Annotated in this window: 16 protein-coding genes; 10 read left to right on the forward strand and 6 right to left on the reverse strand. The window is 73.2% G+C overall.

Features of this window, described 5'->3' with window-relative positions; genetic code table 11:
* Positions 1–306: 306 nt before the first annotated feature.
* Together QSK00_RS23190 and QSK00_RS23195 are read left to right on the forward strand one after the other, a co-directional pair.
* Positions 307–3,198, forward strand: coding sequence for a glycosyltransferase family 2 protein (locus QSK00_RS23190; RefSeq protein WP_285594548.1), 2,892 nt, complete (start codon positions 307–309; stop codon positions 3,196–3,198).
* A gap of 215 nt (positions 3,199–3,413) precedes the next feature.
* Positions 3,414–4,382 carry a glycoside hydrolase family 6 protein gene (locus QSK00_RS23195; RefSeq protein ID WP_285594549.1) on the forward strand — a complete coding sequence of 323 codons (969 nt, stop codon included), beginning with the start codon at positions 3,414–3,416 and terminating at the stop codon, positions 4,380–4,382.
* Between the two features lie 86 nt (positions 4,383–4,468).
* Here QSK00_RS23195 and QSK00_RS23200 read toward each other — a convergent pair whose 3' ends face one another.
* From QSK00_RS23200 to QSK00_RS23210, 3 genes are read right to left on the reverse strand one after another with little or no spacing between them, the layout of a single operon-like run.
* Positions 4,469–5,326: an NAD(P)-dependent oxidoreductase gene (locus QSK00_RS23200; RefSeq protein ID WP_285594550.1), complete on the reverse strand. Its 858-nt coding sequence runs from the start codon at positions 5,324–5,326 to the stop codon at positions 4,469–4,471.
* 9 nt (positions 5,327–5,335) lie between these two features.
* Positions 5,336–5,905, reverse strand: a complete 570-nt coding sequence (locus QSK00_RS23205; protein ID WP_285594551.1) for a peroxidase-related enzyme — start codon at positions 5,903–5,905, stop codon at positions 5,336–5,338.
* 37 nt (positions 5,906–5,942) lie between these two features.
* Positions 5,943–6,383 carry a hypothetical protein gene (locus QSK00_RS23210; protein ID WP_285594552.1) on the reverse strand — a complete coding sequence of 147 codons (441 nt, stop codon included), beginning with the start codon at positions 6,381–6,383 and terminating at the stop codon, positions 5,943–5,945.
* A 161-nt stretch (positions 6,384–6,544) separates the two neighbouring features.
* Between QSK00_RS23210 and QSK00_RS23215 the strand changes: the two genes are divergently transcribed.
* The 5 genes from QSK00_RS23215 (at position 6,545) to QSK00_RS23235 (ending at position 10,891) form a co-directional block, all read left to right on the forward strand.
* Positions 6,545–6,883: a DUF3024 domain-containing protein gene (locus QSK00_RS23215; protein WP_285594553.1), complete on the forward strand. Its 339-nt coding sequence runs from the start codon at positions 6,545–6,547 to the stop codon at positions 6,881–6,883.
* Positions 6,880–7,548, forward strand: a complete 669-nt coding sequence (locus tag QSK00_RS23220) for an NUDIX hydrolase (RefSeq protein WP_285594554.1) — start codon at positions 6,880–6,882, stop codon at positions 7,546–7,548. Before QSK00_RS23215 ends, QSK00_RS23220 begins: the two co-directional genes overlap by 4 nt.
* A gap of 124 nt (positions 7,549–7,672) precedes the next feature.
* Positions 7,673–9,235, forward strand: a complete 1,563-nt coding sequence (asnB, locus tag QSK00_RS23225; protein ID WP_285594555.1) for an asparagine synthase (glutamine-hydrolyzing) — start codon at positions 7,673–7,675, stop codon at positions 9,233–9,235.
* 55 nt (positions 9,236–9,290) lie between these two features.
* Complete coding sequence (locus tag QSK00_RS23230) at positions 9,291–10,121, forward strand: aldo/keto reductase (protein ID WP_285594556.1); 831 nt, start codon at positions 9,291–9,293, stop codon at positions 10,119–10,121.
* A gap of 167 nt (positions 10,122–10,288) precedes the next feature.
* Positions 10,289–10,891, forward strand: coding sequence for a TenA family protein (locus QSK00_RS23235; RefSeq protein ID WP_285594557.1), 603 nt, complete (start codon positions 10,289–10,291; stop codon positions 10,889–10,891).
* Between the two features lie 87 nt (positions 10,892–10,978).
* Here QSK00_RS23235 and QSK00_RS23240 read toward each other — a convergent pair whose 3' ends face one another.
* On the reverse strand, positions 10,979–11,362 hold the full coding sequence (locus tag QSK00_RS23240) for an HNH endonuclease (RefSeq protein ID WP_285594558.1): 384 nt from the start codon (positions 11,360–11,362) through the stop codon (positions 10,979–10,981).
* A gap of 130 nt (positions 11,363–11,492) precedes the next feature.
* On the opposite strand from QSK00_RS23240, the gene QSK00_RS23245 reads away from it, so the two are divergent.
* The 3 genes from QSK00_RS23245 (at position 11,493) to QSK00_RS23255 (ending at position 14,920) form a co-directional block, all read left to right on the forward strand.
* Positions 11,493–11,768, forward strand: coding sequence for an FmdB family zinc ribbon protein (locus QSK00_RS23245; RefSeq protein ID WP_285594559.1), 276 nt, complete (start codon positions 11,493–11,495; stop codon positions 11,766–11,768).
* A gap of 16 nt (positions 11,769–11,784) precedes the next feature.
* Complete coding sequence (fmdA, locus tag QSK00_RS23250) at positions 11,785–13,032, forward strand: formamidase (RefSeq protein WP_285594560.1); 1,248 nt, start codon at positions 11,785–11,787, stop codon at positions 13,030–13,032.
* 250 nt (positions 13,033–13,282) lie between these two features.
* Positions 13,283–14,920, forward strand: a complete 1,638-nt coding sequence (locus tag QSK00_RS23255) for a glycoside hydrolase family 13 protein (protein WP_285594561.1) — start codon at positions 13,283–13,285, stop codon at positions 14,918–14,920.
* A gap of 73 nt (positions 14,921–14,993) precedes the next feature.
* Here QSK00_RS23255 and QSK00_RS23260 read toward each other — a convergent pair whose 3' ends face one another.
* Positions 14,994–16,253, reverse strand: a complete 1,260-nt coding sequence (locus QSK00_RS23260) for a DUF4032 domain-containing protein (protein ID WP_285594562.1) — start codon at positions 16,251–16,253, stop codon at positions 14,994–14,996.
* On the reverse strand, positions 16,250–17,326 hold the full coding sequence (locus tag QSK00_RS23265; RefSeq protein ID WP_285594563.1) for a LacI family DNA-binding transcriptional regulator: 1,077 nt from the start codon (positions 17,324–17,326) through the stop codon (positions 16,250–16,252). The genes QSK00_RS23260 and QSK00_RS23265 overlap by 4 nt, the downstream gene beginning before the upstream one ends.
* Positions 17,327–17,477: the final 151 nt, after the last annotated feature.

Below are 17,477 nucleotides of genomic sequence, written 5' to 3' on the forward strand. Positions count from 1 at the left end.
CGGGGACCGCGTGTCAGATCGGTGTGTGGCAGGTCCGATGCACCGATTTCCGGCCGCGAGGCAACGTCCGGGCGTGCTGGACCGTCCCCCTTCACGAGCACGGTCAGTGATGCCCGTACCGTTCTCCCGACACCGGGAGCGCGGACTGCGCGCAACCGAACCGCACGTGGACGATCAGACGGGAGGACGGCGACCGGCCGGCGGGTCCCTGCGGAACCGCACGCCGAACGCCACGACGACGAGGACTCCAGGACGCTCCCCAGCACCACCTCTCCTCGAGCCCCTGCCTTCGAGACGAAACGGCCGATGACGCTTCTAGCCGAGAGACCTGCCGACGAGGTCGACGAGAGCGAACTCGTCGTCGGACGTCGTATCCAGGAGTTCTCTCAGCTCGCCGGACCCGTCCGGGAGCTGGACGGGGACCCCGCGGACTACCGCGTCTCCTACCGCGGTGTGGACGCCGTGCACGGCAAGGGCCGTGTGTGGCGGTCGCTGCTCGTCGCCGGCCTGAACTTCGCGTTCGAGGCCCTGTTCTTCCTCTGGCTGCTGCACCCCTCGCACCGTCCGCCGGTCGACATCAACGCCCCGGCGTTCGCGACGTACGCGAACTGGGTGGTCATCGGCTCGATCGGTCTGATGGAGCTGCTGCGCCTCATCAACGTCTTCTCGTTGTCGCTGGCCTCGGTGATCTCCCGGGACCCGGTCCCGGTCCCGCCGGTGGCCAACCAGCGCGTCGCCTTCCTGACGACGATCGTGCCCAGCAAGGAACCGATCGACGTCGTCCGCGGGACGCTGCAGGCCGCGCTGCGCATCCGCTACCAGGGCATCCTCGACGTCTGGATCCTCGACGAGGGCGACGACCCGGCGGTCCGCGCGATGTGCCGCGAGCTGGGCGTCAACCACTTCACCCGCAAGGGCATCGAGAAGTACAACCGCAAGAAGGGCGCCTTCAAGGCGAAGACCAAGCACGGCAACTACAACGCCTGGGTCGCGGAGCACGGGGACTCCTACGAGATCTTCCTGTCCGTGGACCCGGACCACGTGCCGCTGCCGAACTACGCCGAGCGCATCCTGGGCTACTTCCGCGACCCCGACGTCGCCTTCGTCGTCGGCCCGCAGTGCTACGCCAACGACGAGACGTTCGTGACGCGCGCGGCGGAGTCCCAGCAGTTCCCGTTCCACTCGCTCATCCAGCGCGCCGCGAACCGCTACAACGCCGCGATGCTGGTCGGCACGAACAACGCCATGCGCATCAGCGCCCTCAAGGGGATCGGCGGACTCTCCGACTCGGTCACCGAGGACATGGCGACCGGCCTGAAGTTCCACGTGAACCGGAACCCGCAGACGAAGGCGCGCTGGAAGTCGGTCTACACCCCCGACGTCCTCGCCGTCGGCGAGGGCCCGTCGTCGTGGGGCGACTTCTTCAGCCAGCAGATGCGCTGGTCCCGCGGCACGTTCGAGGTGCTGCTCACGGAGTTCTGGCGCCGCCTGCCGATGCTCTCCCCGGGCCGGGCGCTGCACTACATCCTCATCACGACGTTCTACCCGTCGATGGCGATCGGCTGGATCCTCGGCGCCGTCAACGCGGTGCTCTTCCTTGCGCTCGGCGTCCAGGGCGTCGTCGTCCCCGTGCAGCTGTGGCTCGCGCTCTACGTCGACGCCACGGCGTTCCAGCTCTGGGTCTACCTGCGCAACCGGCGCTACAACGTCAGCCCCTACGAGGCCGAGGGCTCCTCCGGCGTCAAGGGCATGCTGATGTCGATCTTCGCCTCGCCGATCTTCGCGGCCTCGCTCCTCGCGACGCTGCTGCGCCTCCCGGCCAAGTTCGTGGTCACGCCCAAGGGCCTGTCCTCCAGCGCCGACCACATCCTCACCTTCCGCCGCCATCTGCAGTGGGCGGTGCTGCTGCTCGGCGCGATCGTCACGTCGATCTTCATGGGCTACGCGACGCCCGCCGTGCTGCTCTGGCCGTTCGTGGCCCTCTGCGCCTGCCTCGCGCCCCCCGCGCTGTGGATCGTCGAGCGGGTCGTCGGCCGTCAGCCGGTCATCACCGCCGAGCCGGCCCGGACGTCGAGCGGGCACACCGGCATCACCACCGAGTCGCTGCAGCGGGCCGCCCTCGACGCGATGATCGCCGAGGGCCCGGCCTCCGCGCCGTTCCGCTCGCCGCTGGTCGGCAAGTTGCCCGAGGGCTGGATCCGCACCGGCAACGACCGTCGCCCCGTGCCCGCCGGCGTGGGCGTCCCCCAGGGCGAGTCCGGGTCGCGCACCGAGGTCGCGAACGGCGAGCGCTACCGCCCGTTGCCCGCCGGGTGGGTCCGGCAGGGCGAGTCGGGCGCCGAGACCGCGGTCGGTCCCGCGCCGGTCTCCCCGGCCGTCGGGACCCCGTCCCCCGGCCCGCGCACCCCGAGCCCGGCGCCCCGCCCGGCGGCCGCGGCCGGTCCGCCGCCCGGCGGTCCGCGTCCGCGCCCGGTCCCCGGCCCGACGCCGGGTCAGCCCGGCGCGAACGGCCAGCCGGCGCCCACCGGTCAGCCCGGGGGCGCCCAGGTGCCGCGCACCGGCGGGCCCGCGAAGCGCCCGACGCCCGTGCCGCGGACGACCGCTCCGCGCCCCGGTCCGCAGCAGCCCGGACAGCCCGGTCGGCCGGCGCCGGTGGAGCGTCCGGCGGCGGAGCAGCCGCAGCCCGGCGGCGTCCGTCCGGCCCCGCGGCCGGACCAACCGCGGCCCGAGCAGCGTCCGGACCAGGCCCGTCCCGCGCGTCCGGAGCCGCACCGGCTTCGTCCTGCCGCGGCCGGCGCGACGCCGGAGACGCCCGAGCCCGTCGCGGCGCCCACCGTGCACCGCAACGAGATCGCACCGCTCGAGCGTCGTTCGCGGACGTCGGCCGACGGCCGCCCGGCCCGGCCGGGCCAGGTCCCCGCGGTGGCGGGCGCACCGGTCAACGGCAGCACCCCGAACGGGACGAAGGCTGCCGTCGCGAACGGTGCCCCCGTCAACGGGGCCGCCGGGCACACCGAGGTCACACCGCGCGGTGGCGAGGATGCCCCCGACGACGGCCTGACGACGAGCGAGCGCGCTCTGCACGCGTCGACCGTCGCGGTGCGCGTGGTCGCCCTGGCGGCCGTCGCGCCGCCGGCGGCGCGTCCCGAGGACGGTCGCCGTCGCGTTCGGCAGCCGGAGCAGACGGAGGCGAGCTGACCCTCGGGTCGGTGATCCGCTCGGGCGCGGCACACGAACACCGCAGGGGCGCCCCGGACGAGAACGGGGTGCCGACGGGCCCCGTCAGCGCGGATGGGACTCTGTGCGGCAGGACACGACCGGTCCCGCCGCAGGACAGCGACCACGAACGACACCGGGGGTGGCTCGGCAGGATGTCGGCACGACGGAGGCACATCGCCTCGGGTGCGCTCGCCATGATCGCGGCACTGACGCTGGCCGGGTGCTCCGGCGGTGGCACGAGCGAGGAGTCGGCGGCCCCCCAGACGATCGTCCCGGCCGCGGCGTCGGAGTTCTGGGTGGACCCGGCGTCGACCGCGGCCAAGCAGGTGCAGGAGTGGCGGGACCAGGGCCGGTCCGTGGACGCCACGGAACTCGAGAAGATCGCCCGGCAGCCGGTCGCCCGCTGGATCGGCAGTGACGGCGACACGGCCGACGAGGTCCGTGGCCTCGTCGGGCAGGCGAAGGCGGCCGGTCGCACGGCCGTGCTGGTGGCCTACAACATCCCCAACCGCGACTGCGGCCTCTACTCCCAGGGCGGGGCCTCGGACGACGACGCCTACCGCGACTGGATCGGTCAGTTCGCCTCCGGCCTCGGCGGGACGAAGACCGTCGTGGTCCTCGAGCCGGACGCCCTCGCGCAGACGCTGACCAACTGTGAGGGCCAGGGCGAGCAGGAGGGCCGCGAGGCGCTGCTCTCCGATGCGGTGACGACGCTGTCGCAGGCCGGCGGCGAGGTGTACATCGACGCCGGGAACCCGGGCTTCGTCACCGACACCGGCAAGCTCGCCGACGGGCTGCGCAAGTCCGGCGTGTCGCAGGCGGCCGGCTTCGCGCTCAACGTGTCGAACTTCCAGTCGACCGACGCCGTCGAGGCCTACGGCAAGAAGGTCTCGGACGAGGTCGGCGGCAAGAAGTTCGTGATCGACACCAGCCGCAACGGCAACGGGGCCTACACCAGCTCGGACGACAAGAACTGGTGCAACCCGCCCGGGCGTGCGCTCGGCACCCCGCCCACCCGCGACACCGGCGACCCGCGGGTCGCCGCGTTCCTGTGGGTCAAGGAGCCGGGTGACTCCGACGGCGAGTGCCGCGGCGGCCCGAAGGCCGGCGACTGGATGCCGGACTACGCGCTGGGTCTGGCCAAGGCCGCGAAGAGTTCCTGACGACGGGTCCCGGCCCGGTCCGGCAGGAAAGCGTCGTTGCTGTCGCCCGACGACAGCAACGACGCTTTCCTGCCACGGGGGGCGGCTCAGGTGCCGTAGCCGTACACCACGGCCGCCATGTCCTCGGCGCCGTGACCCTGCGCGGACGCGGCGGCGAGCCGGTCGGCCACGGCGTCGGCGAGCGTCGTCGCCGTGCCCGCCTCGGCGAGGGCGTCGCGGATGAGGTCGGTGTCCTTGATGACGCCGTCGAGCTCGAACGAGGGCGTGTAGTCGCCCGTGATCATGGCCTTGCCCTTGAGCTGCACGTACGGCGAGTCGACGGCCTGCCCGTCGACGGCGTCGAGGAACTGCTGCGGGTCGAGGCCCAGTCCCCGGGCGAGGGCGATCGACTGGGCGGTGCCGTTGACCATGACGCCGATCCACGCGTTGACGGCGAGCTTCACCTTGCTCGCGTCGCCGAGCGTCTCGCTCACCCACTGGGTCCGGGCGCCCATCGCGTCGAAGGCGGGCGTCACCTTCTCCCGCAGCGCGGACGGGCCGGACGCGAGGACGACGAGCTTGCCGTTCTCGGCCGGCGCCTTCGTGCCGAGCACCGGGGCGTCGAGCACGTCGATCCCGTGCTCCTGCGCGAACGCCTCGACGCGCCGCGTGCCCTCGATCCCGACGGTGCTCGCCTGCACCCACACCGCGTCGTCGCGCAGGGAGCCGGCCGCGTCGGCCATCACCGCGAGCACCGGCTCGATGTCGAAGAGCATCGTGACGACGACGTCCGCGCCGGCCACGGCCTCGGCGGCGGAGTCCGCCACGGTGGCGCCGTCGTCGGCCAGCGGTTTCGCCTTCTCGCTGCTCCGGTTCCAGACGGTGACGTCGATGCCCTCGCGCAGCAGGCTGCGGGCCATGCCGGCGCCCATGATCCCGGTGCCCAGGACGGCTACTGAACTCATGCCGGGGGACTACCCCTGGCGGCCCATCGTGAAGAATTCCGCATTCGGGCGCAGAGCGGTCAGGTGGGCCAGTCGGTTGGACATCGCGAACAGGGCGGTGATCGACCCGACGTCCCAGATCTCGTCGTCGGAGAGCCCGGCCTCACGGGCGGCGTCGACGTCGTCGTCGGTGAAGCTCGCGGAGTCCACGGCGAGGGTCAGCGCGAGGTCGACGATCGCCCGCTGCCGACCGGTGAGCTCGGCGCCGTAGGGGTTGGTGCCGACCGCGTCCGCGAGGAACGGGTCCTTGCTGCGCACCCGGAGGATCGCGCCGTGGGCGACGATGCAGTAGGTGCAGTGGTTCGCCCCGGAGGTGGCCACGACGACGAGTTCGCGCTCGGCCTTGGACAGGCCGTCGTTCGAGTCCATCAGCGCGTCGTGGTAGTCCAGGAACGCCCGGAGCTCGCGTGGCCGGCGTCCGAGCGCCCGGAAGATGTTCGGCACGAAGCCGGACTTCTCCGCGATGGCGCCGACCCGGTCGCGCAGGTCGTCGGGCAGGTCGGAGAGCTCCGTGACGCCGAAACGGCTGACCTGGTCCATGCCCGCAGACCCTAGGTGCGCTCCGGGCCGCAGGCACCTACGCGGACGGTCGGAACTCCACGTGGCAGCGGGCGGCGGTGACGTCCTTGATGCGCTGCACCGCGGGGAGCGACCGCTGCTCGAGCGCGGCGAGCTGCGCCCGGTCGATCCGGTTCGGGTCGCCCCTCGTGGCGGCGAGCGAGCCGAGCGCCCGGTCGGTCAGGTCGGAGACGGTGCGCCAGTCGGCCGCGAGCTCGGGCGGGGCGGTCGCGACGAGGTCGTCGACCTGCTTGCGGGCCACCGCGCTGGCCGCCGGCACCCCGCCCTGCCCGGCCTGCGGCGAGGTCTGCTCGGCCTGGACCCGGACCACGGTGTCGCAGTACGGCTTCACCGCCGGGTCGATCGCCGGCGCCGCCGCGTCGTCGGCCCCGCCGCCGCACCCGGCCAGGAGCAGCGCGCCCGCGAGCACGCACCCGGCCACCAGCCGCCGTCGCCGCATCCGTCACCCTCCCGTGTCGTGATCCGGCCGTGATGGTGTCAGTAGGCGGAACGACGGGACGGTCGGGGTGATGCCACCGGTGCGCCCTCCCGCACGGCGGGGTCGTCATGTCACAGTGACCCGCGAGCACGGATGCGGCGACGGGGAACGGGGTGAGTGCCGTGCAGGTGACCGACGAGCACCGCGCGATCGTCCGCCGGTGGTGCACCCGGCGAGTACCGGACGCGCAGCGCGACTCGATGCAGATCTCCTACGCGGAGCGCGCGGGCCGGATCACGCTGTCGTGCCGCCGGGCGCCGGTGTTCCCGGAGCTCGCCACGGAGTGGTCGACCGCCCCGATCGCGCAGCTGCGCTACGACGCGGCCGACTCCCGCTGGGTGCTGCTGTGGCCGGACTCCGGCGGCCGCTGGCACCGCTACCCGGACGAGACGAAGGCCTCGTCGCCGGCGCCGCTGCTCGACATCGTCGACGCGGATCCGACCGGCATCTTCTGGGGGTGACGGGGCACCCGAGCCGCCCGGACGCGTCGACCATCGCCGCCCGGGTCGCGGCCTTCTCGCACCGTTCCCGGCGCCGGGTCGACCCGGCCTCGCTGCCCGAGGTCCCGTCCCGCGACGGCTCGATGCGCCCGGCCCGGCGGGCGGCGGTCGCGGTGGTGCTGCTCGACGACCCGGAGCGCGGGCCCGGGGTGCTGCTCACCCGGCGTACCTCGAAGCTGCGCGACCACCCCGGGCAGTTCGCGCTGCCGGGCGGCTCGCTCGACCCCGGTGAGGACGCGGTCACCGCCGGGCTGCGGGAGCTGCACGAGGAGCTGGGCCTGCAGCTCGGGGCGGCGGACGTCGTCGGCCTGCTCGACGACTACCCGACGCGGTCCGGCTTCGTGATCACGCCCGTCGTCATGACGACGGCGGCGCCGCTGGGGAGCCTGGTGCCCTCGCCGGACGAGGTGGCCCGGCTCTACCACGTCACCCTCGACGAGCTCGACGTCGAGCCGTACTACCTGGAGATCCCGGAGTCCGACCGGCCGGTGGTGCAGCTGCCGATCGTCGGCCACCGCGTCCACGCGCCGACCGCGGCGGTGATGCTCCAGTTCGCCGAGGTCGCGCTGCGCGACCGCGCGACCCGGGTCGACGGCCTCGAGCAGCCGGTGTTCGCCTGGCGCTGAGCCGCCGCCGTGATCGGGGGCCTTGACCGTTAACGATGCGTGACGAGCACCCCGTTCCCATGCGTCGCGTGAATCGCTCGTGTACCTGTGGTCAGGCACCCTGACGAAGGAAGCGTGAGCGCCTGTGTGCGGAATCGTTGCTGCGTACGGTGACATCGACCCCGAGAAGTGCGAGCGGATGCTCGCGCGGATCCACCACCGTGGCCCGGACGACTCCGGTCGGGTCCAGCTGGAGAGCGCGTGGCTCGGCCACCAGCGTCTCTCGATCATGGACGTGACCGGCGGCAAGCAGCCGATCGCGGACGAGACGGACTCGGCCTACGTGGTCGGGAACGGCGAGATCTACAACCACGCCGACATCCGCGACCAGCTCTCGGAGGTCCGCTTCGCCACCGACTCGGACACCGAGTCGGCGTTCCGGCTGGTCCTGCGCGACGGTTCGGCCGCGCTGCACGACCTGCGTGGCATGTTCGCGCTCGCGATGGCCCACACCGACGGGCACGGCGTCGTCGCCCGCGACCCGATCGGCATCAAGCCGCTCTACTGGGCCAAGCTCCCCGGTGTCACCCTGTTCGCCTCCGAGCTGCGGGCCTTCGACGAGGCCGACCAGCCGCTCGTCGAGGCCTTCCCGCCCGGGTACGTCTGGAGCCCCGGCCTGCCGGAGTCCGGCGACGTCGCCGGCGGCACCATGGTCCGCTTCGCCGACGCCGTGCCCGTGCAGGTGCGCCCGGCGCGGTACGCCCCGGACAAGCAGTGGGACGACGGCGTGCTCACGCACATCCGTGAGGTCCTCTCCGACTCGGTGCGTCGCCACATGATGTCCGACGTGCCGGTCGGGGTGTTCCTCTCCGGTGGGCTCGACTCGGCGATCGTCGCGGCCGTCGCCGCGCAGGTCGCCGCGGAGAAGGGCGAGAAGCTGCCCACCTTCGCCGTCGGGACCGAGCAGAGCGCCGACCTGCTCGCCGCCCGGGCGGTCGCCGAGTACCTCGGCACCGAGCACCACGAGATCGTCCCGACCGCCGAGGACCTCGAGGAGGCCCTCGACGAGGCGGTGACGGTGATCGAGCACTTCGACCCGGCGCTCGTGCGCTCCGCGGTGCCGAACCTGCTGCTCGCCCGCGAGGCGGTCAAGCACGTCAAGGTCGTGCTCACGGGCGAGGGCGCCGACGAGCTGTTCGCCGGCTACTCCTACGTCCACGAGGACCCGGCCTTCACGACGCCGGACGCCCTGCAGGCCGAGCTGGTCCGCTCCATCGAGACGCTGCACGAGCTCAACCTGCAGCGCTGCGACCGCACCACCATGAACTACGGCCTCGAGGCCCGCGTGCCGTTCCTCGACGCCACGGTCATGGAGGAGATGCTCGCGATCCCCGCCGAGTGGAAGCTCATGGGCGAGGGCCGCACCGAGAAGCAGCTGCTGCGCGAGGCGTTCCAGGACATGGTCCTCGACGACATCCTCTGGCGCGGCAAGGAACAGTTCGGCGACGGCTCGGGCGCCGGCGAGGTGCTCGCGGAGCTCGTCGAGAAGGAGAAGGCGAAGGAGGGCGCGCAGGGCGCCGAGCCCCCCGTCGTCGAGAACGGCTGGGAGCTGCGCAGCGACGAGGAGGTCGCGTACTACCGGACGTGGCACCGGTCGTTCTCCGGCGTCAAGCCCAACGCCACGTTGGGGGCGTTCGCCACAGCCTGACGGGTGACCCGGGTCCGGCTGTTCGGCACGCCGCCGGCCCGGGTACTCGCCCGACATGAGCAACGTCCCCGGCATCGAGCTGAACAGTGGCGCGACCATCCCGCAGCTCGGGTTCGGTGTGTTCCAGATCGAGCAGTCGCAGACCGCGGAGACGGTCGCGAAGGCGCTCGAGATCGGCTACCGCCACATCGACACCGCGCAGATGTACGGCAACGAGGCCGAGGTCGGCGAGGCCATCCGCGGGTCCGGCATCGGGCGCGACGAGCTGTTCGTCACCACCAAGTGCAACAACTCGAATCACGGCCGCCTGGACTCGCAGAAGGCCCTCGACGAGAGCCTGTCCAAGCTCGGCCTCGACTACGTGGACCTGTACCTCATCCACTGGCCGCTGCCGGGCAAGGACCTCTACGTCGACACCTGGCGCGGGTTCGAGGAGGCCGTGAAGGACGGCAAGACCAAGTCCATCGGCGTCTCGAACTTCCAGGACCACCACCTGGAGCGGCTCTTCTCCGAGACCGACACGGTGCCCGCGGTGAACCAGATCGAGCTGCACCCGCACATGCAGCAGCTGGCGATGCGCTCCTTCGACGAGCGCCACGGCATCGCGACCGAGGCGTGGAGCCCGATCGGCCAGGGCAAGGGCGTGATCGACGAGGAGACGATCGTCGGGATCGCGCGGGAGCACGACAAGACCGGCGCGCAGGTGACGCTGCGCTGGCACATCCAGCTCGGCAACATCGTCTTCCCGAAGTCGGTGACGCCGGAGCGCATCCAGGAGAACTTCGAGATCTTCGACTTCGAGCTCTCCGACGAGGAGATGGCCGCGATGGGCGAGCTCGAGCGTGCCGAGCGGATCGGGCCCGACCCCGACCAGTTCGACCGCTGAGACCTGTCCTCCTCGCACTCCCTCGTCGAGGAGGACGCCCGAACGGCCCGGACACCGCCGTCGCCCCCACGGCGGTGCCCGGGCCGTTCCTCTGTCCCCACCCCGTGGCAGGAAAGCGTCGTTGCTGTCGTCCAGCGGGAGGATCGCCGCATCGTCAGACTCGGCCGGTGACCACCAGCGCCGACCTCCGCCGTCGTCACGCGTCGACCTGGGAGGCCGCCGTCGGGCACCGGTTCGTCGACGAGCTCGGCGCCGGCACCGTCGCCGACCCGGTGCTGGCCCGGTACCTGGCCCAGGACGCGCTCTTCCTCGACGCGTTCGTCGCGCTGCTCGGGGCGGCCGTCGCCGGGGCCGACCGGCCCGGGCCGAGGATGGTCGTCGCCCGCCAGCTCGGGCTCGTGGCCGGCGACGAGGACGACTACTTCACCCGGGCGCTGGCCCGGCTCGGCGTCGTCGGCCCCGCCGAGCCGCTGCCCCCGACCGCCGGCTTCCTCGCCCTCATGGACGACGCCCGCCGCTCGGCCGACTACGCGACGGCGATGACGGTGCTGCTGGTCGCGGAGTGGGTCTACCTGGACTGGGCGCAGCGCCTCGGGAACGCGCCCGCCGACTGGTTGCACGCGGAGTGGATCGAGCTGCACCGCGGGCCGGCCTTCGCGGCGTGGGTGGCGTTCCTGCGCGGGGAGGTCGACCGCGTCGGGGCCGACGAGGACGCGTTCGCGCGGGCCGTCGAGCTGGAGCTGGCGTTCTTCGACGCGGCGTACGGCTGACCCGGTCGCGAGGGGCACGTGAGTCACGTTCCCCGGCCCGCCGGGCTGCCTGGTGTGACTCTCGCGCGACGGCGGCCGACGGGACGATCACGCCGCGGCCGACGGACTCCGCTTCGCGAGCCGACGGCGCTGCGCGTCCAGGTGCGGCCGCGCCCGGCGTTGTCCGCCACGCACGCGGATGGCCTCGTCGAGGGCGTCGAGGACCCGCACCAGGCGCGGCACGTCCGGGCTCCAGCCGCGCCGCTCGCACTCCTCGAGCCAGTCGACCACACCCCGGTGACCGCGCTCGCCGTTGCACCGCCGGCACGCCGCGACCTCGTTCTCCAACCACGACGGCCCGCCCTTGACCTTCGGGATGACGTGGTCGGTGGTCGCGGGCACGCGGTCGTCGAGCGGCCGGGCACACCACACGCAGCTCGCGCCGTCGCGCGCGTGGGCGGCGGTGAGGCGCTGGAGACGACCGGGTTGCATCGATCTCCAGGATGCCCGCCGTCCCCGAAGATCGCTCGTGTTGCGGGTCCGTGACAACGGCGTCCGGGCGATTGATGGTCAGGTGCGCACGTGCTCTGATCACCGTGGTCCCGACGCCGGAGGCGAGCCCGTGCCGACCTACGTGTTCCGCTGTCCCGACTGCGGGGACTTCGAGGCGTTCGCGACGATGGCCGCGGTCGGCCCCAGCGCGCCCTGCCCCTCCTGCGGCACGGACGCGCCGCGCGGGATCACCGCGCCCGGTCTGAACGTCGGCGGCCCGACCCACGCCGCCCTGGCCGCGCACGAGCGCTCGGCCGCCGCACCCGCCGTCGTGAAGGCCCCCTCGCCCGCACCGCCGCGGCGCGCGCCGGCCGACCCACGCCAGGCCCGCCTCCCCCGCCCCTGATCAGAGGAGACCGCCCGTGCCCGACGTGATCTTCGGAGTCGACCAGTCCAAGCCGTTCCGCGAGCAGGCGCTCGTCGGGCACAACCGTTGGCACCCGGACATCCCGGCGGTCGCGACGGTGAAGCCCGGGGACAGCTTCCGGGTGGAGTCCAGGGAGTGGTTCGACGGCACGATCGTCAACTCCGACGACGCGAACGACATCCGGGACTGCGACCTCTCGATGGTCCACCAGCTCTCCGGCCCCTTCGCCGTCGAGGGCGCGGAGCCGGGCGACCTGCTGGTCGTCGACATCCTCGACGTCGGGCCGGTGCCGCAGGAGACGGGGCCGGTCGCGGGCCAGGGCTGGGGCTACACCGGCCTCTTCGCCCGCTCCAACGGCGGCGGGTTCCTCACCGACTGGTTCCCGGAGGCGTACAAGGCGATCTGGGACTTCTCCGGCCAGAAGGCGACCAGCCGGCACGTCCCGGGCGTCGAGTTCACCGGTATCGTCCACCCCGGGCTCATGGGTACCGCGCCGAGCGCGTCGCTCCTGCAGACGTGGAACGCCCGCGAGGCCGCGCTCATCGCCACCGACCCGGACCGGGTCCCGCCGCTCGCGCTGCCGCCGGAGCCGCACAACGCGGTGCTCGGCTCGCTGTCCGGCGACGCCTTCGAGCGGGCCGCCGCCGAGGCCTGCCGCACCGCCCCGCCGCGCGACAACGGCGGCAACCAGGACATCAAGAACCTGTCGAAGGGCAGCCGGATCTTCTACCCGGTGTTCGTCGACGGCGCCAACCTCTCCCTCGGCGACCTGCACTTCTCCCAGGGCGACGGCGAGATCACGTTCTGCGGCGCGATCGAGATGGGCGGGTTCATCGACCTGCACGTCGACGTCATCAAGGGCGGCATGGAGACCTACGGCGTCTCCACCAACCCGATCTTCATGCCGGGCAACGTCGAGCCGCGCTACTCCGAGTTCCTCACCTTCGTGGGCTTCTCGGTCGACCCGCGGACCGGGGAGCAGCATTACCTCGACACCACGCTCGCCTACCAGAACGCCTGCCTGAACGCGATCGAGTACTTCTCGAAGTTCGGGTGGTCGAAGGAGCAGGTGTACCTGATGCTCGGCGCCGCGCCCGTGGAGGGACGGATGTCGGGGGTCGTCGACGTGCCCAACTCCTGCGCCACGCTCTACGTGCCGACCGCGATCTTCGACATCGACGTCCGGCCGAGCGCCTCGGGCCCGACGTGGGTCGACCGGGGGCAGTGCGCCGTGAGTACCTGAGTCCACCCCTCGCGAGGTACACATCGGGCAGCTCCACGGGCCGCGGGTCCGGCCTGGTGTGCATCTCGGCGTGGGGAAACGGGCGACCGGGTCCGGCGCTACCCCGCGAGGATGGCGTCAGGCAGGTGCGCAGGCTCCAGGACCTGTCTGAGGTAGACCTCGGGGGCGCGATCGTGCCGGGGAATGCGCCGGAATCGTCCGCTGCAAGCGCTTGCGGTCCCTGGGGTGGCGGCCCGTAGGCTCGGACAGCGTGACGACCGAAGCTCTGTGGTGGCGCGACGCCGTCATCTACCAGGTCTACATCCGCAGCTTCGCCGACTCCGACGGCGACGGGATCGGCGACCTCGCGGGCCTGCGCGAGCGGCTGCCCTACCTGCGCGACCTCGGCGTCGACGCCCTGTGGATCAACCCGTGGTACGCGTCGCCGCAGGTCGACGCCGGGTACGACGTCGCCGACTACCGGGCGATCGAGCCCGCGTACGGCACCGTCGCCGACGCGGAGAAGCTCATCGCCGAGGCGCACGAGTACGGGCTGCGCATCATCCCGGACCTCGTCCCCAACCACCTCTCCGACCACCACGCGTGGTTCGTCGAGGCCCTGGCGGCCGGACCGGGCTCGGCCGCCCGGGCCCGCTTCCTGTTCCGTGACGGTCGCGGACCGGACGGCGCCGAGCCGCCCAACAACTGGCTCTCGCACTTCGGCGGGCCCGCGTGGACGCGCGTCGCCGACGGCCAGTGGTACCTGCACCTGTTCGCGCCCGGGCAGCCGGACGTGAACTGGGAGAACCCCGAGGTGCACACCGAGTTCGAGGCCGTCCTGCGCTTCTGGTTCGACCGCGGCGTCGACGGCTTCCGCATCGACGTCGCCCACGGGTTGGTCAAGGACCCGGCCCTGCCCGACCTCGCCGACCCCACCGACTTCGTCGGTCTCTCCACGGGACCGGGCGAGCATCCCTACGTCGACCGCGACGACGTCCTCGCGATCTACGAGTCGTGGCGCCGCATCGCCGACTCCTACGACGGCGCCCGCATGTTCGTCGCCGAGGCCTGGACGCCGAGCCCGGAGCGGCTCGCGCGCTACGTCGGCCCGGGCCGGCTGCACACCGCGTTCAACTTCGACTACCTCGTGGCGCCGTGGGACCCGGCCGCGCTGCGCACGACGATCGACACCACCACCGGGTTCCTGTCGTCGGCGGGAGCGCCGGCCACCTGGGTGCTGGAGAACCACGACGTGGTCCGTGCCCCGAGCCGGTACGGCCGCCCCACCGTCTCCCGGCACGGCAACGCCACGTTCGACGAGTCCGACCCGGTCGACGTCGAGCTCGGGGTCCGGCGCGCCCGGGCCGCGTTCCTGCTCTACGCGGCGCTGCCCGGCGGCATGTACGTCTACCAGGGCCAGGAGCTCGGGCTGCCGCAGGTCGACGACATCCCCGAGGCGGCCCTGCAGGACCCGACCTGGGAGCGCTCCGGGCACACCGAGCGCGGCCGCGACGGCTGCCGGGTGCCGATCCCCTGGACGCCGACCGGGTCGAGCTTCGGCTTCGGTCCCGACGGTGGAGCGTCCCCCTGGCTGCCCCAGCCCGCCTGGTTCGGCGAGTACGCGGTGTCCGCCGAGGAGGGGGCGGAGGGCTCCTTCCTGGAACTCGCCCGCGCGGCCCTCGCGACCCGTCGTCGGCACCCCGCGCTGGGCGAGGGCGACCTGGACTGGGTGTCGGCCGCGGGCGACGCCGTCCTCGTGTTCCGGCGCTCCCCGGCGTTCCTCGCCGTCGTGAACCTGTCGGCGGAGACGGTCGACCTGCCCGACCACGACGGGGTGCTGCTCGCCAGCGGCCCGCTCGACGGGCGGCGGCTCCCGCCGGACACGGCCGTCTGGCTCGCCGCGCACTGACCCGTCCGGCGGCACCCCGATTCCGAGCGAACGGCACTCTCGCAGCATCTATGTGCGCGAGAGTGCCGTTCGTTCAGTTCGGGTCGGAGGAGCCCACCACCGGCAGGTCCGCCCGCGTGTCGGCCACCAGGGCGCGGGCGGCCGAGTCGGTGGGCGCCTTCTCGGCGAGGGCCTCCATCGCGGCGTCGGTCCCGACGTCGTGCCCGGCCGCCTCGGAGAGCAGCCAGCGCACCTCGAGCAGGTCGCACCACGCCTGCACGGCCGTCCCCACGTGCCCGACGGCGGCGTGCGCGCGGCGCATCCCCGGCGTCAGGACGTCGTGCAACCAGCTGGGGGCCGCCTCGTCCTCGGACACCCGCCGGCCCTCGGCCCGCGACAGCGCACCCCGGTGGGCCTGGAGGTCGGCGAGCAGCTCGCGAGCCTGCCCCTCGCCGACGTCGAGCCCGGTCAGCTCCCGCAGCCGCTGCGCGTGGAACCGGCGGTCGCCCACGCCGACGCGCAGCCGCACCGCGTCGCCGTCGGGCACGAGCGAGACCTCGTCGACGACGAACCCGAGCTCCTCGAGATCCCGGACGGTGGACTCCACGCGGTAGCGGTCGGAGAAGGCGAAGCGCGGCGCGGCGTGCAGGGCGTCCCACAGCGCCTGGTAGCGCTCCGGCACGCCGAGCGCCTCCTCGATCAGCCGGGGCTCGATCTCCGGCGGCCGGCCGAGCGAGGCCGCGACGTCGATGAGCCCCGAGGCGACGTTCTCGACGAGGATGTCGAGGTCCATCTGCCGCTGCCCGTCGGAGAGCGAGGGGTGGATCTCGGCGGTCTCGGCGTCGACGAGGTGCGCCTGCAGCGCCTGGCCGTCGCGCGAGAACAGCGTGTTGGCCAGCGAGCAGTCGCCCCAGAACACGCCGTGGCGGTGCAGCTCGACGAGCAGGCCCGCCATGGCGTCGAGCAGGCGGGCCCGGTGGGCGGCGCGGTCCGGGGGCAACCGGGCGAACAGCCGCCGGTACTGCCAGGACCCGGTGAGGAAGCGCGTGACGAGGACGGCGGAGTCCTCGGGCACCGACCGGACGACGAGTCCGGCGGCGCGCACCGTCGGCAGGCCCATCGCCTCCATCCGCCGCAGCGCCTCGTACTCCTTGTGGGCCAGCCGCACCGGGAGCTCCTTGAGCGCCCAGAGCACCCCGTCGGCGACGACGAACCGCACGAGGTGGCGGCTCGGGCCGACGGGGAGGTCGCGCAGGGGGACCGTCGCCGGGTCCCAGTCGGCGAGCGGGACGTCCCAGGGGAGGGCGAGCAGCTGCGGCGACGGGGTGCGCAGTCGCAGCTCCGGGGCGCTCACGGGGGCGGTCCCGTCGTACCGCGCAGGATCAGGTGCGTGGGCAGGATCCGCGAGGTGACCGCGCCGGGTGCGTCCCCGGCCAGCAGCGCCCGCACCATCCGGCCCGCCACCAGGCCCTGCTCGTGGACCGGCTGCGCCACGGTGGTGAGGTCGAGCACCTCGGCGACCGGGTGATCGTCGATGCCCACCACCGACACGTCCGCGCCCACCCGGAGCCCGGCGCGCCGCAGGGTGCGCACCGCGCCGCCCGCGATCTCGTCGGCGGTGGCGAAGACGGCCGTCGGGGGACGGCGCAGGCCGAGGAGCCGACCCATGCCCTCCGCGCCGCCCGGCCCGCCGAAGGGGACGCGCACGACGAGGTCGTCGTCGGGCTCCGGGCCGGCGTCGGCCAGCGCGTCGCGGTAGCCCGTCGACCGCAGGTCGGGGCCGCGGTCCGCCGGGTCCTCCGACGCGAGCAGGGCGATGCGGCGGTGCCCGAGGTGCACGAGGTGGTCCACGGCCTGGCGGGCGGCGCGGTGGTCGTCGACGGTGACCGACGGGAACGGCTCGCGGGGACCGCCCGCGGAGACGATGTGCACGCCGAGGAGCTCGAGGCGGGCGCGTTCGGCCTCGTCGACCTCGAAGCCGACGACGACGGCCGCGTCGACCCGCCGTCGGGCCGGAAGCTGCTCGAAGAAGGCCCGGCGGCCCGCGACGTCGCCGACGAGGAAGAGCAGCACGTCCACCCCGGGGCCGGCCCCCTCGTGCAGCCCCGCCTCCAGGCCCTCGAGCAGCCGGCCGAAGAACCACCGGGACAGGTGCGGCACGACGACGGCCACCCGGGCGCGCGACGTCCCGCCGGCGAGGCGCGAGGCCTCGGGCGACACGACGTAGTCGAGCCCCGCGGCGGCCGTCAGCACCCGCTCCCGCGTCGCGGCGGCGACCTGCGGGTGGTTGTTCAGCGCGCGCGAGGCGGTGGACGCGGAGACCCCCGCCAGACGCGCCACGTCGTCCAGGCTGGCCCCGGAGCCCGCCCCGCGGGCCTCCTCGTCCACCACCCGGCGGGCGGCGGGGGCGCGCGGGTCGTGGACCACGTCACCCAGTCTAGGTCAGGCCGCAAGCGCTCCCGAGACGATACGTCCGAGTGGAGCAGGCGGTGACGCCACCTGTCCAGTAGGTGACGATTCACGTACTTCCTGCCCGTCTCTCGCTTGACATGTGAGACCTGTGTCACCACAGTCTGAC

The organism is Actinomycetospora sp. NBRC 106378, from assembly GCF_030269685.1.
Lineage (GTDB): Bacteria > Actinomycetota > Actinomycetes > Mycobacteriales > Pseudonocardiaceae > Actinomycetospora.

What these genes read in the sequence shown, in the direction of transcription:
- QSK00_RS23190 (WP_285594548.1), top strand. Translation starts at nt 307, where the DNA reads ATGACGCTTCTAGCCGAGAGACCTGCCGACGAGGTCGACGAGAGCGAA.
- QSK00_RS23195 (WP_285594549.1), top strand. Translation starts at nt 3,414, where the DNA reads ATGATCGCGGCACTGACGCTGGCCGGGTGCTCCGGCGGTGGCACGAGC.
- QSK00_RS23200 (WP_285594550.1), bottom strand. Translation starts at nt 5,326, where the DNA reads ATGAGTTCAGTAGCCGTCCTGGGCACCGGGATCATGGGCGCCGGCATG.
- QSK00_RS23205 (WP_285594551.1), bottom strand. Translation starts at nt 5,905, where the DNA reads ATGGACCAGGTCAGCCGTTTCGGCGTCACGGAGCTCTCCGACCTGCCC.
- QSK00_RS23210 (WP_285594552.1), bottom strand. Translation starts at nt 6,383, where the DNA reads ATGCGGCGACGGCGGCTGGTGGCCGGGTGCGTGCTCGCGGGCGCGCTG.
- QSK00_RS23230 (WP_285594556.1), top strand. Translation starts at nt 9,291, where the DNA reads ATGAGCAACGTCCCCGGCATCGAGCTGAACAGTGGCGCGACCATCCCG.
- QSK00_RS23240 (WP_285594558.1), bottom strand. Translation starts at nt 11,362, where the DNA reads ATGCAACCCGGTCGTCTCCAGCGCCTCACCGCCGCCCACGCGCGCGAC.